At 69.0% G+C, this 16,340-nt stretch carries 14 protein-coding genes; 3 read left to right on the forward strand and 11 right to left on the reverse strand.

Annotated elements, in window-relative coordinates:
• Positions 1-20 precede the first annotated feature (20 nt).
• From ACFY3V_RS21205 to ACFY3V_RS21230, 6 genes are all read right to left on the reverse strand, one after another.
• Positions 21-1,058: an ABC transporter ATP-binding protein gene (locus ACFY3V_RS21205; protein ID WP_362897261.1), complete on the reverse strand. Its 1,038-nt coding sequence runs from the start codon at positions 1,056-1,058 to the stop codon at positions 21-23.
• The gene (locus ACFY3V_RS21210) at positions 1,055-2,068 is read right to left on the reverse strand and encodes an ABC transporter permease (protein WP_362897262.1); all 1,014 of its coding nucleotides are present in this window, start codon (positions 2,066-2,068) and stop codon (positions 1,055-1,057) included. Before ACFY3V_RS21210 ends, ACFY3V_RS21205 begins: the two co-directional genes overlap by 4 nt.
• 91 nt (positions 2,069-2,159) lie before the next feature.
• Entirely contained in the window at positions 2,160-3,926 is a 1,767-nt protein-coding gene (locus ACFY3V_RS21215; RefSeq protein WP_362897263.1) for an ABC transporter substrate-binding protein, read from the reverse strand.
• Positions 3,927-3,970: 44 nt separating this feature from the next.
• Complete coding sequence (locus tag ACFY3V_RS21220; protein WP_362897264.1) at positions 3,971-4,972, reverse strand: ABC transporter permease; 1,002 nt, start codon at positions 4,970-4,972, stop codon at positions 3,971-3,973.
• A gap of 266 nt (positions 4,973-5,238) precedes the next feature.
• A complete protein-coding gene (locus ACFY3V_RS21225; RefSeq protein ID WP_389775529.1) occupies positions 5,239-5,787 on the reverse strand; it encodes a cellulose synthase in 549 nt (182 codons plus the stop codon).
• Positions 5,788-5,990: 203 nt separating this feature from the next.
• The gene (locus ACFY3V_RS21230; protein ID WP_350947670.1) at positions 5,991-6,695 is read right to left on the reverse strand and encodes an HAD family phosphatase; all 705 of its coding nucleotides are present in this window, start codon (positions 6,693-6,695) and stop codon (positions 5,991-5,993) included.
• Between the two features lie 412 nt (positions 6,696-7,107).
• Here ACFY3V_RS21230 and ACFY3V_RS21235 point away from each other — a divergent pair, with 412 nt between their 5' ends.
• Positions 7,108-7,962, forward strand: coding sequence for a PAC2 family protein (locus tag ACFY3V_RS21235; protein WP_350947671.1), 855 nt, complete (start codon positions 7,108-7,110; stop codon positions 7,960-7,962).
• Positions 7,963-8,206: 244 nt separating this feature from the next.
• Positions 8,207-8,821 (forward strand): hypothetical protein, encoded by a 615-nt coding sequence (locus ACFY3V_RS21240; RefSeq protein WP_362897267.1) that lies wholly within the window; start codon positions 8,207-8,209, stop codon positions 8,819-8,821.
• On the opposite strand, the gene ACFY3V_RS21245 is transcribed toward ACFY3V_RS21240, so the two are convergent.
• The 5 genes from ACFY3V_RS21245 to ACFY3V_RS21265 form a co-directional block, all read right to left on the reverse strand.
• Complete coding sequence (locus ACFY3V_RS21245) at positions 8,725-9,624, reverse strand: sirohydrochlorin chelatase (RefSeq protein WP_350947673.1); 900 nt, start codon at positions 9,622-9,624, stop codon at positions 8,725-8,727. The two genes, ACFY3V_RS21240 and ACFY3V_RS21245, sit on opposite strands and share 97 nt — an antisense overlap.
• Complete coding sequence (locus ACFY3V_RS21250) at positions 9,621-10,790, reverse strand: uroporphyrinogen-III synthase (RefSeq protein WP_350947674.1); 1,170 nt, start codon at positions 10,788-10,790, stop codon at positions 9,621-9,623. Before ACFY3V_RS21250 ends, ACFY3V_RS21245 begins: the two co-directional genes overlap by 4 nt.
• 85 nt (positions 10,791-10,875) lie before the next feature.
• On the reverse strand, positions 10,876-11,229 hold the full coding sequence (gene nirD, locus ACFY3V_RS21255; protein ID WP_350947675.1) for a nitrite reductase small subunit NirD: 354 nt from the start codon (positions 11,227-11,229) through the stop codon (positions 10,876-10,878).
• A gap of 83 nt (positions 11,230-11,312) precedes the next feature.
• Positions 11,313-13,760 carry a nitrite reductase large subunit NirB gene (gene nirB / locus ACFY3V_RS21260; protein ID WP_389775537.1) on the reverse strand — a complete coding sequence of 816 codons (2,448 nt, stop codon included), beginning with the start codon at positions 13,758-13,760 and terminating at the stop codon, positions 11,313-11,315.
• Between the two features lie 431 nt (positions 13,761-14,191).
• Positions 14,192-15,514: an MFS transporter gene (locus ACFY3V_RS21265; RefSeq protein ID WP_362897269.1), complete on the reverse strand. Its 1,323-nt coding sequence runs from the start codon at positions 15,512-15,514 to the stop codon at positions 14,192-14,194.
• A gap of 239 nt (positions 15,515-15,753) precedes the next feature.
• Here ACFY3V_RS21265 and def point away from each other — a divergent pair, with 239 nt between their 5' ends.
• Entirely contained in the window at positions 15,754-16,230 is a 477-nt protein-coding gene (gene def, locus ACFY3V_RS21270; protein ID WP_362897270.1) for a peptide deformylase, read from the forward strand.
• The last annotated feature ends 110 nt before the right edge of the window (positions 16,231-16,340 follow it).

A 16,340-nucleotide genomic window follows, 5' to 3' on the forward strand; every position in this document is an offset into this window, starting at 1 on the left:
GGGTGTGTCGGCTCGCTCGCTCACGAGGACTCCAGGTTCGCTTTGATCTCGTTCTCCCAGATGTCCCGCCTGACCTCACGGGGCAGGTGGCACCGGACCAGATGGCCGCCCTCGCCCTCGACCAGCTCGGGCACCTCGGTGTTCGCCCTTCCGCCGGTACGGTCGGCGTATTCGCAGCGCGGGTGGAAGGCACACCCGGCGGGCACGTTGATCAGAGAGGGCGGAGTGCCCTTGATCGGCAGCAGCCGTTCGGTCCGCTCCCGGTCCAGGCGCGGCATCGATCCCAGCAGGCCCCAGGTGTAGGGATGCTCCGGCCGCTCGAAGATGCTCTCCGACGTGCCGTACTCGATGCCCTTGCCGCCGTACATCACCAGGATGTCGTCCGACAGCTCCGCGACGACACCCAGGTCGTGGGTGATGACGATCAGCGCGGCGTTGAAGTCGCGCTGCAGGTCGCGCATCAGGTCCAGGATCTGCGCCTGTACCGTCACGTCGAGGGCCGTGGTCGGCTCGTCCGCGATGAGGAGCTCCGGGTCGCAGGAGAGCGCCATGGCGATCATCGCGCGCTGGCGCATGCCGCCGGAGAACTCGTGCGGATAGCTGTCGACGCGCCTGTCCGGCTGCGGGATGCCCACCCGGCCCAGCATCTCGACGGCGTGCTTGCGCGCGACCCTCTTGCTGACCTGATTGTGGATCCGGTACGCCTCCACGATCTGCGCGCCCACCGTGTAGAAGGGGTGCATCGCGGAGAGCGGATCCTGGAAGATCATCGCCATCTTCTTGCCGCGCAACGTCCTGACGTGGTCGGCCGAGGCGGAGACGAGTTCCTCACCGTCCAGCCAGATCTCGCCGGAGATCTTCGCCCTGCCTCCCTTGTGCAGGCCGAGGATGCCCAGCGAGGTGACGCTCTTGCCGGATCCGGACTCGCCCACGATGCCGAGCGTCTTGCCGCGCTCCAGCTGGAAGGAGAGCCCGTCGACCGACTTGACGAGGCCGTCGTCCGTCGGAAAGTGGATCCGCAGGTCCCTCAGTTCGAGAAAGCTCGACGGAGCGCTCATCCAAGCCTCACCCTCGGGTCGACCACCGCGTACAGCAGGTCGACGATCAGACTGGCCAGTACGACGAAGAGCGCCGCGACCATGGTGACCCCCATGATCTTCGGAAGGTCGTTCGTCACGATGGCCTGGACGGCGTAGTCGCCGATGCCCTTCAAGGAGAACGTGCTCTCGGTGAGCACCGCGCCACCGAGCAGCAGGCCGAGGTCCAGACCGAAGATCGTCAGAATGGGTGTCAGCGCGGCGCGCAGCCCGTGCTTGACGACCACCCTGGACTCCTGCATGCCCTTGGCCCTGGCCGTGCGAATGTAGTCCTCGCTCATGGTCTCCAGCATTCCCGCCCTGGTCAGACGCGCGTAGGACGCGGCGTAGAGGAACGCGAGTGTGATCCATGGCAGGAGGAGGTTGTAGGCCCACTGCGCTGGATTCTCGAAGAACGGCGTGAAACTGCCGCCCGGCGCGGTGATGCCCAACCCGTAGCTGAAGACGACGAGGGAGACGATGCCGGTGAAGAAGATCGGCAAAGAGACGCCGGCGAGCGCGATGCTCATCGCCGCCCGGTCGAAGATCGTGCCTTTTCTCAGCGCGGACAGCACGCCTGTCGCGACGCCGCCGAACAACCAGATCACCGAGGCGCCCAGGGCGAGCGAGAGGGTCACCGGGATGCGTTCCACCAGGTCGGGCCAGACCGGCTGCCGCCTGATGAAGGAGTAGCCGAAACAGGGGGCGGGGCACTCCTCGATGGAGGCACCCGTGTCGAACTCCGAGCCGACGAAGACGCCCGAGATCCAGCGGCCGTACTGCACGGGAACCGGGTCGTTGAACCCGAGCTTCTCCGCCGTGACCGCGATCATCTCCGAGTCGGCGGACCTGCCCATGTAACGGCTGGCGAAGTCCTCGGCCGTGGCGCCCGCGATGCGGGGAATCACAAAGAAGATCGAGAAGGTGACCATGCTCACGATGACGAGCATGAGCAGCGCGCCGACCAGGCGGCGGATGATGTAAGTGACCACAGTCCCCCCGGCTCCAGGGGCCGGCCCCGCGGGCCGGCCCCTTCAAGCCTCGACTAACCGAACTCGACTAACCGAACTGGATTTCCGACGCTTACTGGACACCCAGGTTCAGGTAGTCGTACATGTCGAACGCACCGGTGACGAAGACGTTCGTCGCGCCCTGGGGACGGACGAGGACACCCTTGGACCAGACCGAGGGCAGCACGTAGGCCTGCTCCATCACCCTCTGGTCGATCTCGCCCCAGAGCGCGTCACGCTTGGCGACGTCGCTCTCCTGGAAGACCTGGTCGATCTTCGCGTCGATCTCCTTGTCCTTGATGCTGAGGTTGTAGTTACCGCCCGACTCACGGATGGTCCGGCTGTCGACGATCTGCGACATGAAGCCGAAGCCGTCGTTCCAGTCGGCGCCCCAGCCGTTGGTGGCCAGGCCGATGCCGTTCTTCTTCACGAAGTCCGGCTTGCCGGCGTAGAGCGCGAAGTAGTCACCGGTGGGGTAACCCTTGAGCGTCAGCTTGATGCCGGCCTTGGCCAGCGCCTGCTGGAGCGACTCGGCGGTCGCCTTCTCCTTGGGACGGTCGGCGCGGTAGGCCATGGTGGTCTCGAAACCGTCGGGCTTGCCGCACGCGGTGAGGGCCTCCTTGGCCTTCTCCACGTCGCCGGTGCCGGTCGGGTAGAGGTCCAGCTTCTTCCAGCCGCCGATCGACGGCGGCATCAGACCGGTCGCGATGTCACCGCCGGCGAACTCGCCGCCGTAGGCGTTCTGCAGACCCACCCGGTCGGCGGCGAAGATGACCGCCCTGCGGCAGTCCACGTTGTCCAGCGGGGCCACGTCGGAGATGATCGAGGTGTACCAGGTGCGGGCGCCGGTGGGGTTGTCCGCCCGGGCCTTCAGCGTCGGGTCGCCCAGCACGCGACCGAGCGCGGCGGGCTGGACGCCCGAGCCGGCGAGGTCGATGTGCAGGTCACCGGAGATGATCCGGTTGTCCAGGTCGTCGGCGTTGACGCCGAGGGAGATCTCGTAGCTGTCCGGCAGCGCCTTGCGGATCGGGTCGGTCGCCGGGTCCCAGTGCTCGTTGCGGACCAGGGTGTACTGCTTGCCCGCCTCGACCTTGTCGAACTTGTAGGGGCCGGAGGCGACCACGTGCTCGCGGTACTTGACGCCGGTGTCCTTGTCCTTGGGGACCGGGATCGTGCCGGGCAGCGCCGCGAAGTTGTCGAAGCCGCCGTAGGCCTTCTTCAGGTGGAAGACGATCGTCTGGTCGTCCGGCGTCTCGATCGCGGAGTCGGTGTTGACGTCCGGGGTCTTGTAGACGCTCTTGAAGTCCTTCGGCAGGTCCAGCCAGTCGTTGAAGTACGTGGGGCCGTTGACAAGGGTCTCCTTGTCCATGGACCGCAGGACCGCGTACTTGACGTCCTTGGACGTGATCGGCGTGCCGTCCTCGAACTTCAGACCGGCGCGAAGCTTGTAGGTCCAGGTCTTGCCGTCGTCACTCGACTCGCCCAGGCTCTCGGCCAGGTCCGGGGAGAGCTTGCGGCCCTCGGCGCCGGGGGCGGGGGTGTAGGTCACCAGCGAACGGCCGTAGATCCGGATGAGGTTCCAGGAGAGCGCGTAGTAGGTGTCACCGGGGTCCACCGAGTCCCAGTCCTCGGAGATCGCCATCTTCAGGACGCCACCCTTCTTGTCGGAAGGGTTGAACACCGCCTCGAGTCCGGCGTTGAACGCCTCCGCGGCCGCCGGCGCGCCCGACGAGCCGTCGGCCGGCTTCGTCTCGCTGCCGCCACCGCCACCGCAGGCGGACAGCCCCAGGGAGAGAGCGGCACCCGCGGCCGCGAAGGCCACTGCGGATTTCTTGTTCATTTACTTGCACCCCTTGTTAATCCGGGAGAACGGGAGGTTGAAGGTCAACGGGACGCTTTCGGGTCCAGGGCATCGCGCAGCCCGTCGCCGAAGAGGTTGAAAGCCAGCACCGTGATAAAGATCGCCATGCCAGGGAAGAACATGAAATGCGGCACGTTATAAAACTTCACCGCTTGTGAGAGCATGCCTCCCCAGGTCGCCGTGGGCGCCTGGATGCCGACTCCCAGGAACGAGAGCGCGGCCTCGAACAGGACGTTCGTGGGAATGAGCAGCGTCGCGTAGATGAGGATCGGCGCGATCAGGTTCGGCAGGATCTCCCGGAACAGGATGTACGGTCCGCGTGCGCCCAGGCTGCGGGCGGCGTCGACGAACTCGCGTTCCCGCAGTGACAGTGTCTGGCCTCTGATGATCCTGCCGATGTAGGGCCAGTTGAAGAAGCCGATCACGAAGATCAGCAGGCCGATGCGCAACGTGTCGCCCGTCACGCCGAGGCTCTGCTCGAACTGGCCGAGGACACCGACCAGGGCCATCGCGAAGACGAGGAGGGGGAAGGCGAGGAAGACGTCCATCGTGCGGCTGATCAGGGTGTCGACCCAGCCGCCGAAGTAACCGGCCATCACTCCCATGACGGTGCCGATGACCACCGAGAGCACGGTGGCGAGGACCGCGATCAGCAGCGAGATCCGTGCTCCGTAGACCACCCTGCTGAAAAGGTCGCGGCCGTTGACCGGCTCCACCCCGAACAGGAAGTCCCCGCTGATGCCCGTACCGCCCTGGGGGGTCATGGTGGAGGTGTCGATCATCTCCTGGTGGAACTCGTTCGGCGGGTGGCCGAACACGTCCACGATCAGCGGAGCGAAGATCGCGGTGAGGATCAGCAGGACGACCACGCCGGCGCCGACAAGCGCGACCTTGTCGCGCTTCAGGCGCATCCATGCGATCTGTCCGAGCGATCGGCCTTGGATGGCTTTCACGCCCGCCCCCGCGAGCACTGCCTCCGGCGGGACCTCAGGGGCCTTGCCGGGGGCGTCGAGCGGTGCGGTCATACAGTTGGCCCCCTGGATCCCAGACGACGTCGTCCGTTAACGCGTTCCCCGGGTCGGGGTAGCGCGCCGTTAGTCTACGGGCCGTTATTAGTGGTCCCGAGGGCAGAATCTATGGGCTGAACTGCGCTGACCAGTCCCCTGAGGCGCTATGTGGCTCAACTGTGATTCACGCGAAATTCATTCGTTTTGATCTTGAAGGTAATGTCCGGACGCCGTTCCGCTTCTGTCTCGGATTCGTGACATTGAAATGAGGCGGTTACCCAGCGTCACCCGATCCCGCGGCGCTTGAGGATGTCCTCGATATCGGAGAAGTCGTCGTCGGCGGCCGGCTTCGCCGCGGGCTTCGATCCGGCTGCCCGGGAGACCGGCGAGGGCGCGGGCGTGCGCTTGGGGAGCGGCTGCGTGGCGGCCGTCGCGCCGGGCACACCCGATGTCACGGCCTCGCTCCGCGTCGGGGCGCCCGTGGCGGACGCCGGGGACGCCGGAGACGCCCCGGACGCCGCGGCCTTGAGGCGGCGGCCACGCATGAAACCGGAGACCAGGAAGAGCAGCACGGACAACCCGGTCACCGCCACCCCGGACCACACCACGGGGTTGAACACCAGACCGGTGAGGAACCCGCCGATCGCCGTGCCGATCCGCCACACGGTCGGCAGCGCGCCGGTCAGGTAGGCGGCGATGGGCAACAGCGACCAGGCCACCGCACGCAATCCCGCCGCGGCGCCCCGGCGTCGCATCAGCAGGAAACTCAGTACCAGCCCCACACCGGTGACCCCGGCGCAGAGCGGCAACCACGCGATCTGTTCGTACGACACAGCGGACCGCCCCTCATATCGGCTTACCCGGATATCCATCCTGGCACGTCAAATCGGGACGGGCCCTCCTTCCTGAGGAGGGATCACCCCCTAAGGGATACGGCCCGGCTCGCGTGAAAGATCAGGGACGTCCCCCATCGGACCGTCCCCCGGGTGGCCGTCCGCCCTGCCGGCCACCCGCCGAGGAGTTCTTCGTGGAGGGACTAACCGTCGGCGGGACCGGCGGCGGAGGACCCGCGGGCGGGTGACTCGGCGAGGGGCGACTCCCCGAGGGAGAGCGAACGCAGGACCGCCACGTCGACCTCCAGCAGCGAGCCGACGACGAGGCGGCCGGGCGCGGAGGGAATCGGCAGCACGCTCGGCACCGCCACCACCCGGCAGCCCGCGGCGGTGGCCGACGTCACCCCGTTCGGGGAATCCTCCAGGGCGACGCAGCGGGCCGGATCGACCCCCAGCAGCCGGGCCCCCGTCAGGTAGGGCTCGGGGTGGGGCTTGGTCCTGGTGACGTGGTCAGCGGTGACCACGTGGTCGAAGTTGTGCTCGCCGATGCTCTTCAGGCACGCCTCGGCGATCGGCCTGGCCGAGGAGGTGACCAGCGCGGTGGCCAGGCCCTCCTCGCGCACCTCCGCCAGCAGTTCCAGGGCCCCGGGCATCATCTCCACCCCGCCCGAGAGCTTGGCGATCATGCCCTCCAGCATCCAGGTCTCCACCTCGGCGCAGTCGGCGTCACCACCGGAGACCCGCAGCATGTAGGCCGCGGTGACCGCCAGGGAGCCGCCCACCGTGTTCTCCTGGTGGGCCTCCCCCCACTCGCCGCCGAGTCGTTCCATCACCTCGGTCTCCACCTGAAACCAGATCTTCTCGCTGTCGACGAGAAGCCCGTCCATGTCGAAGAGAACAGCTTCCATTTCCCGTGAATCCTCCTGGCCGATCACACACCGGTTCATACGGTCAGCTTCTCGGCCCCGAATGGCCGAGCTTGTGGCTCCTCGCCGTGCATGGGGTGCACGGTTCGGGCCGCGTCGTCGGCAGTGTGACTCACTGCCCAGCCCGCGCACCGCGGCCTCCCCCAAGTCTGTGTCGGCAGATGCCTGAATGACGGTACTCATCAGGTGTATCTCCCTGATCAGGAGTTACACCGAAAACCACCGTACAGTCCTGGGAGCCGGCCGAGTCCGCGCGAGCGGGCGAGGCTCGGCGTGTGACGGCGCGCGGACCGCAACGTCCTGATCGTCCACACCGCGCCGGGAAGGTGACGTGAAGGCCCCCTCACCACATAGGCTTAGCCGGGTAGGGCGTGAGGTGAGAAGGAGGGGGCGCGTGATCGAGATCGAAGGTCTGCCCGAGCTCGTCGACCCGGTGATGATCGCCGCGTTCGAGGGGTGGAACGACGCGGGTGAGGCTTCGAGCGGAGTGATCGCGCACCTGGAGGACGAGTGGAAGGCGACCCCGCTGGTCTCCCTGGACCCGGAGGAATACTACGACTTCCAGATGACCCGCCCGATCGTCGAGATGGGTGAGGGACTGACGCGCTCCATCACCTGGCCGACCACCAAGCTGTCGGTGGCCAGGCCGCCGGGCGTCGACCGCGACGTGGTGCTGCTGCGCGGCATCGAGCCCAACATGCGCTGGCGCGCGTTCTGCGAGGAGATCGTGCTGGTCTGCCGCGAGCTGGGAGTCGAGCTCGCGGTCCTGCTCGGCGCGCTGCTCAACGACTCGCCGCACACCCGCCCGGTGCCGATCGTGGGATCGGCGACCGACGAGGGCCTGGCCAGGGCGATCAACCTGGAGCTGAGCCGCTACGAGGGACCGACGGGCATCGTCGGCGTCCTCCAGCACTCGCTGGGCGCCGCCGGGCTGCACGCCGTGTCACTGTGGGCCTCGGTGCCCCACTACGTGGCCCAGCCGCCCAACCCGAAGGCCACCATGGCACTGCTCAGCCGGATGGAGGACCTGCTCGACATCCCGATGCCGCTGGGCGAGCTGGCCGAGGAGTCCCGGGCCTGGGAGCACGGCGTCGACGAGCTCGCCTCCCAGGACAGCGAGGTCGCCGAGTACGTCAAGGAGCTTGAGGAGCGCAAGGACGCCGCCGAGCTGCCCGAGGCGAGCGGCGACGCCATCGCCGCCGAGTTCGAGCGCTATCTGCGCCGCCGCGACCGTGACTCCGACGGCTGAACTCACGGCGTACGGTTACCACCGGCCGCCCTTTTTCGCCTAGGTTGAGATCAGTTGATCCTGGGGTCAGGCCCGGGCCGACAGCACTGATCGGGCGCGTCCCGGATCCTCGGGGACGCCGAACGGCAAACCGGATGTCGGCGACTCCACGGCCGGGAAGGACACGGCCTCCCGCGGGGGGCCGACGAACGACGCATCACTGCCACGACCACCTGTCCATGTGACTGCGCACGTTAGGGCGACCATGGCGACTCCCTACATCGACCCCTACCACAAGACCGCCGACCCGCGCGGGAACGCGCAGGACGCGCGGCTCCGCGTCCTCGAGCTGGCCGCGTTCATGAAACGCGAGGAGGCCGGCGACGCCTCGCAGCCGCGCTCCCGGGGCACCGCCTCCGGGCACGCCGTCGACATGTTCCTCGCCCTGCTGCAGGATCGGCTCCCGGTCTGGCGGCGCATTCTCGACGACCTGATGTATCTGGTCGGCAAGGGCCGGGTGAGCGAGAACCTTCTGCCCATCGCGCGAGCCGGCATCGACTACTACTGCGAGGTCCAGTCGGCGGCGCTTCCCGCCTTCACCTCCCCCTCGGTCACCGTCCGGTTCCGCGAGGCGATGCGTGACAGCGACATCGACCCGATGTCCGAGATCATCCCGATCGCCACCTATCTCGCGGCCGAGGAACGGGCGGGGCGCCTCTCCCCCGGGGTCGTCCCGGTCGCCAGCGCCAGGCTGCTGCTCGCCGGGTGCTTCCGCCACGCCTACTACGAGATACTTCTCGGCCCCGACTTCCTGCCGTCACGTGACGAGGTCGCCGAGGAGATCGTCCGGGAGCTGAGACTGGAGCCCCAGCGAGACTGATCGCCTCCCGGGACCACCGGCGCCAGGTGACCCCCTGAGCCGGGACGTTCGCGCTCCGGCGCTGCCTGGCGTGCCCCGGCCCCCGCCGCCACGGACGCACGGCGGGTCTGGCCGCCTTTCGAGGCCGCCGCTGCCAGGCGGGCCTGGTCGAACCGGGCCCACACCAGCGCGGCCAGGTCGGCGTCCACCCCCAGCGGCGCGGCGACCAGGTCGGCGCCGGACGCCGCCAGGCGGTCCTGGAAGAAGCCGGGGGCCAGGAGATAGGAGGCGAGCGCGATCCGCGGCGCGGGTCCCGAGCGCAGCCGGTCCAGGGCCTCGGCGACCGAAGGGGTGCCCGTCGCGGCGAAGGCCGCGGTGACCGGACGGGAGAGCCGGACCGACAGCAGCCGGGCCGCCGCCCGCACGTCGGCGAGCGCGGCGGGATCGGACGACCCCGCCGCCCCCAGGATCACCGAGTCGGCCGCCCTCAGCCCGGCGGCGGACAGCCGCCGGGCGAGAACGGCGGCGAGCAGCGGGTGCGGCCCCAGCGGCGGCGCCACCACGGCGTCCGGCCTGGCCGCGGCCACCACGGAGGGCAGGTCGATGTGGACGTGGTAACCGCCCGCCAGCAGCAGCGGGACCACCACGACGGGGCCGGGCAGTCCGGGAAGCATGTCGGCGAGCAGAGGTGAGCTGATCTCCAGGAACGCCTGCTCCACACGTGTGCCCCGGCGACCCCCGCGCACCAGGTCCCGCAGGCCCGCCAGGGTCTCCTCCCCAGCAGAACTGCGTGTGCCGTGCCCGGCCAGGACCAGAGTCGTCACAGGCCTTCGCCCCGGTCACAGGCCAGGCGGTAGCCGCGCTTGACGACCGTCTCGACGATCCCCGCGGGGCCGAGGGCTCGGCGCAGCCGGGTGATGGCCATCTCGACCGCGTGTTCGGCCGAGTCGCGCGACGGACCGCCGGGGAGCACGGTCCTCAGATCCGAACGGGCCACCACGTGTCCCGGCTTGTCCGCCAGGCGCTTGAGGACCGCCATCGGTGCCGGCGGCAGCGGCTTCAGCTCGCCGTCCACCGCGACGGCGTGGCCGCGAATCTCCAGCTGGTGGCCGCCCGCGACCAGACGGGTGACACTGTGCTCGGGCAGGTGCCTGGCGAGGGCACGGGCCAGCGTGCCCAGGCGGGAGCGCTCGGGCTGCACGGTGGGCACCCCGCGCGCCTCCAGCGGCCCGGCGGTGACCGGGCCCACGCAGGCGGCGACGACCGGTCCGGCGAAGGCCGCGATCAGTGCGTCCTCCAGGCCGTCGGCACGAGCGGAGTTGAGCATGGCCAGTACGGCCGGGGCACTGGTGAAGGCCACCGCGTCCACCCCGCCGGAGATGGCCTGGCTGACCAGTCGCCGCAGCGGCGAGACGTCGCGGTAGGGCAGCCACCGGTAGACCGGCACCTCGATGACCTCCGCGCCCGCCTCGCGCAGCGCGGTCACGAAACCGGTCAGCGGCTCCCCGTGCAGTTGCACGGCGATGCGGCGGCCGCGCAGGTCCTGGGCGAGCAGGTGCTGCTTGACCTCCTCGCACGACTCCGTGGGCGGGGTCCAGTGGTCGATCAGACCCGCCGCCCTGACCGCTCCGCGCGCCTTGGGCCCGCGGGTCAGCAGCCTGGCCGAGGTCAGATGCTCGGAGAGGTCGCTGGACAGCCCCCAGCCCTCGGCCGCGGCCATCCAGCCGCGGAAGCCGACGCCGGTGGTGACCACCACGTCGTCGATCGGGGCCGACAGACTGGCACGGGTCGCGGCCAGCAGGTCGGCGTCCTCCGCCAGGGGAACCAGCCGAATCGCCGGGGCGCGCACCACCCTGGCGCCCCTGCGTTCCAGCAGTGCGCAGAACTCCTCGCGCCGCCGGGTGGCGGTGACCCCGATCGTGAACCCGGCCAGCGCGTCGGGCGCGGTCTCGGGAGAGCCGATGGGACTGTCCAGAACGGCCATGCTCATCTGTCGTTCACCACTCCTCGCTCGATGTTTCCTCGGTATCCGGCCGTCCACGACTCCACGCTGCCCGCTCCGCGCCCGCCCCCGCTCACGCGGAGCCCACCTCCACCGTCGCGCCGGTGACGCGGATCGGATAGGTCGGCACGGCCACCGCGGGATCGTCCAGGCACACCCCCGTCACGAGGGAGAACACCTGCTTGTGCATGGGGGAGGCCACCACGGGCTCTCCGGCCCTGGTGCCCACGATCCCGCGGGACAGGACGTGGGCGCCGCTGAACGGATCGAGGTTGCCGATCGCGAACAGGGAGCCGTCGAAGGCGCGGAACAGCGCGATCTGCCTGTCGCCGACGAGCGCGCACGCTCCGCGCTCGGGCAGCAGGTCGGTGTAGGAGCAGACCGGGGTCCAGCGGGTCGTCTCCAGGTCTTCTCTCAGTGCTGTCATCGGTGAAGGTCTCCTCTCCTCGGGTCCTCGGGGTGCGACGGTGACGGTACGGGCGGGCATGGCTCAGAACGGTCCGGGACCGCTCAGGAACGGACGACCTCCAGCGGGATCAGGACCGGTTTCACCTGGTCGCGCTCGGTCTCGAAGGCGATGGACGGGTCCGGGGTCCCGGGGGCGTTGACGAAGGAGACGAACCGCCGCAGCTTCTCCGGGTCCTCGATCGTGGCACGCCACTCGTCGGCGTAACCGGCCACGTGCCGCTCCATCTGGGCCTCCAGGTCGGCGCAGATCCCGAGGGAGTCGTCCAGGACGACCTCCTTGACGTAGGCCAGGCCCTGAGCCTCCAGCCAGGCGGAGGTGCGCTGCAGGCGGTCGGCGGTGCGGATGTAGAACATCAGGAACCGGTCGATGACGCGGACCAGTTCCTCGGTGCTCAGGTCGGAGGCGAACAGGTCGGCGTGGCGCGGGGTGAAACCGCCGTTGCCGCCCACGTAGAGGTTCCAGCCCTTCTCGGTGGCGATGACGCCGAAGTCCTTGCCCCGGGCCTCGGCGCACTCGCGGGCGCAGCCGGAGACGGCCGACTTCAGCTTGTGCGGTGAGCGCAGGCCCCGATAGCGCAGCTCCAGCGCGATGGCCATGCCCACGGCGTCCTGCACCCCGTAGCGGCACCAGGTCGAGCCGACACAGGACTTCACCGTGCGCAAAGCCTTGCCGTACGCGTGCCCGGACTCGAAACCCGCGTCCACCAGGCGCTTCCAGATCAGCGGGAGCTGCTCCACTCGTGCCCCGAACAGGTCGATCCGCTGCCCGCCGGTGATCTTGGTGTAGAGACCGAAGTCGCGGGCCACCTCGCCGATCACGATGAGGCTCTCCGGGGTGATCTCCCCGCCGGGGATGCGCGGCACCACCGAGTAGGTGCCGTTGCGCTGGATGTTGGCCAGGAAGTGGTCGTTGGTGTCCTGCAGGGCGGCCTGCTCGCCGTCGAGGATGTGGCCGTTGCCGAGCGAGGCGAGGATCGAGGCGACGACGGGCTTGCACACGTCGCAGCCACGCCCGGTGCCGTGCTCGGCGATGAGGTACGAGAACGTCGTGATGCCACGCACCCGGACGATGTCGAACAGCTCCGCCCTGCTGTACGCGAAGTGCTCGCACAGTGCCTTGGAGACCTCCACGCCCGAGGAGACGAGGATCTGCTTGAGCGTCGGAACGCAACTGCCGCAGGTGGTGCCGGCGCGGGTGCACGCCTTGATGCCGGGGACGTCGGTGAGACCGTGCTCGGCGATGGCCTCGCACACCTGCCCCTTGGTGACGTTGTTGCACGAGCAGATCTGCGCGTCGTCGGGGACCTCCATGTTCGCCGGACCGCCGGTGAACAGCAGCTCGCTCGGCGAACCCGGCAGGTCACGGCCGACGAAGGGCTTGAGGGTGTTGTACGGGGTGGCGTCGCCGACGCAGATCCCGCCGAGCAGGGTGCGGGCGTCGTCGCTGACGAACAACTTCTGGTAGACCCCGCCCACCGGGTCCATGAAGGTCACGTCCAGCGCGCCCTCCATCGCCCCGAACTGGGCGACCTCCACACCGAGCAGCTTGAGCTTGGTCGACAGGTCGGCGCGGGTGAAGACCGCCTCGCCTCCCATGATGCGGTCGGCGGCGACCTCGGCCATCGTGAAGCAGGGCCCCGCCAGCCCGTAGACCATCCCTTCGTGCAGGGCGCACTCGCCGACCGCGTAGATCGCCGGGTCGCCGGTGCGCATCCCGTCGTCCACGGCGATCCCGCCGCGTCCGCCGACCTCCAGGCCCGCCTGCCTGGCCAGCTCGTCGCGCGGCCTGACGCCCGCGGAGAAGACCACGATCTGCGCCTCGACGGTCTCACCGTCCGGCTTAACCAGGCCCGCGACCCGCCCGTCCGGGCCCGCGACGATCTCCTTGGCCCCCGCCTCGGTGTGCACGCTCAGGCCGAGCGCCTCCACGTGGCCGCGCAGGACGGCGCCGCCGCCCTCGTCGACCTGCCGGGGCATGAGCCAGCCGCCCATCTCCACGACGTGCGTCGCCAGCCCCAGGCCCCGCAGCGCGTCGGCGGCCTCCAGCCCCAGCAGCCCTCCGCCGATCACGACGCCGCTCGTGGCGCCCGAGGCGGCCTGCCTGATCGCGTCGAGGTCGTCGATCGTGCGGTAGACGAAACAGCCGTCCAGCTCCCTGCCCGGCACCGGCGGCACGAACGGGCTGGAACCGGTGGCCAGCACCAGCACGTCGTACGGCTCTCGGTGCCCGTCGGCGGTGGTGACCTCACGCGCCTCCCTGTCGATGCGCACGACCCTGGACGACAGCCGCAGCACGACCCCTTCCGGCGTCGGATAGGTGAGGTCCTCGATGCTCCTGCCCGCCAGGTAGGAGGTGAGCGCCACCCGGTCGTACGCCGGCCGGGGCTCCTCCCCCAGCACCGTGATGTCGCCCGCGAAGCCCTTGGCGACCAGCGCCTCGACCAGCCGGTGCGATGTGGGTCCGTGTCCTACCACGACAAGCCGTGACATGGCCGCGCTCCTTTTCCCGTCCGCTCCGCTGTCGTCTTCCCGTACGTTCCGCCGTCGTCCGCCGATCCCTCGGGGCCGGTCGTGGCGCCGTTCTTCCCCGCCCGCGGCGCGGCCGTCCCTCCCGAGGAGCGGGCGCCCTGACGTGAGGCGATGACGGTGACGGTCTCGTCCGCCGCGGCGTCTCTGCCGTACCGCGGAGCGCGGTGGGGGTGGTACGCCGTCGTCCCAGCCTTCACACGCGTCTGGGGGGGAAGTGAGACCGGCATGGATCCGATGGTGCTTTCAGGTGGTTTCACGGCGTGGTCTCCCCTGTTACCGATGTGCTACAAGCCGCTAACCGCGTTCACATACGCGATGAGGCCGATGTGAGTTGTCCGTCGGCAGGACCGGTGTCGGATGTGAGCGAAACCGGGTACCTGTCACGCCGGCGATCACACGCGCGCCGCCGCCAGGCTCGGCACCGATCCTGCGGTACGCAGGTAGCAGGCCCAGGTGATGACCGCGCACACCAGGTAGAAGGCGGCGAAGGAGGCGAGTGCGGCACCCGCTCCCCCGGTGGCGGCGATGGAGCTGCCGAAGCCACGGTTGATGAAGAACCCACCGAAGGCACCGATCGCGGAGATGATCCCGATCGCGGCGGAGGCGTCCCGCTTCCCGACGGCCACGGCGGCCTCGTGGGCCTTGGTACCCGCCGCGAGACCCGCCACGGCCTTCGCCCGGAAGATCGCCGGGATCATCCGGTAGGTGGAGCCGTTGCCGATGCCGGTGGTGGCGACCAGGAGCATGTAGGCGCAGAAGAACAGCGCGAAGGCGTGCTGGGACAGGCCCTGCCAGACCAGCGCCGCCGCGCCCGCCATCGCGGCGAAGTTGACAAGCGTCACCCGCGCCCCGCCGAGCCGGTCCGACAGCCAGCCCCCGATCGGGCGGACCAGCGAGCCGAGCAGCGGGCCGATGAAGGCCAGCGCCACCAGGGATGCCTGCTCGGGGAACTGGCTCTTGATGAGCAGCGGGAACGCGGTGGAGTAGCCGATGAAGGAACCGAAGGTGCCGATGTACAGGACCGACATGATCCAGGTCTGGGCCCGGCCGGCGACCTTCAGCTGGTCCGCGGGACTGGCCTTGGCGGAGGTCAGGTTGTCCATGAAGAAGTAGGCGCCGATCGCGGCGGCCAGGATGAACGGGACCCAGAACAGTCCCGCGGCGGCCAGGCCGAACGCCCCGATCACCAGGGGCATGACGAGCTGCACGGAGCTGACCCCGATGTTGCCGCCCGCCGCGTTGAGCCCGAGCGCCGAGCCCTGCCTGTCCTGGGGGTAGAAGTAGGTGATGTTGGCCATGCTGGAGGCGAAGTTGCCGCCGCCCAGGCCCGCCGTGGCCGCGATGACCAGGAACACCCAGTAGGGGGTGGCGGGGTTGCCGACCGCGACGGCGAGCAGCACCGCGGGCACGAGCAGGAGCAGGGCGCTGACGACGGTGAAGTTTCTGCCGCCGAACCTGGCCGGGGCGAAGGTGTACGGGATGCGCAGCGCGGAGCCGATCAGGTTGGGCAGGGCGACGATCCAGAAGAGCTGGTCGGTGGAGAAGTCGTAGGAGCCGAGTTGCACGGCCACGATGCTCCACACGGTCCACAGCGTGAACCCGAGGTGCTCGGCGAAGATGGAGAAGACCAGGTTCCTGCGGGCCACCTTCCTGCCCTGTCCTTGCCAGAAGTCGGGGTCGTCGGGCCGCCAGTCGCTGATCCAGGGCTTGGCCATCGTTCGTTCCTCCTGCGATTTCGGGGGCTTCGATCCCGAAATCTAAGAGGACGGCATTACGCACATTTACTATCTGTGATGGTGCGCCGGTTACGTGTAACTAACCATGGAAATACGCAATGCACAGGTCGCACCATCGCAACATTCCGGAAACACGAAGGGCTGACGGAGTAACGATTGAGTCAGGGCGGCAGCGGGAACCGTCTTCGACGTCAGTCCGTCCGCTTCGGGGAGTGCGCGTGGCCGTCCAGCCGATCCGACTGTTCGACGATCCCGTGCTCCGCACGGTGTCCGAGCCGGTGACCACCTTCGACCGCGAGCTGCGCGTCCTGGTCAAGTCACTCCAGGCCACGATGCGCGCCGGCACGGGCCGCGCGGGACTGGCCGCCCCGCAGATCGGCGTCCCCTTGCGGGTCGTCGTCTACGAACTGGACGGCAAGTCCGGCCATCTGGTGAATCCGCGCCTTGAGCTGTCCGATCGGAAGATCGTGGCCGATGAGGCCTGCCTGTCCGCGCCGGATCGCTGGTGGCCGCTGGAACGCTCCTACATGGTCACCGCCCGTGGCCGTGACATGTTCGGCAAACCCGTCACCGTCCGCGCCCTGGGCATGCTCGCCCGCGTCCTGCAGCACGAGGCCGATCACCTCGAGGGCACCCTCTTCGTCGACCACCTCCCCGAGGAGGATCGCGAGCGCTTCCTCGACTCCATTTCGTGACTTGCGCATCACTGCGACCTCGGATAGGATCGCATGGTTGCAGTCGTAGCTCTCAGTTTAGCCTTATCATCTCAAGTGCTTATGAGAAGTCCGCCGACAGCGGACGTTAC

The sequence above is a fragment of the Streptosporangium sp. NPDC000095 genome, from assembly GCF_042899335.1.
In the GTDB taxonomy this organism is placed as follows: domain Bacteria; phylum Actinomycetota; class Actinomycetes; order Streptosporangiales; family Streptosporangiaceae; genus Streptosporangium.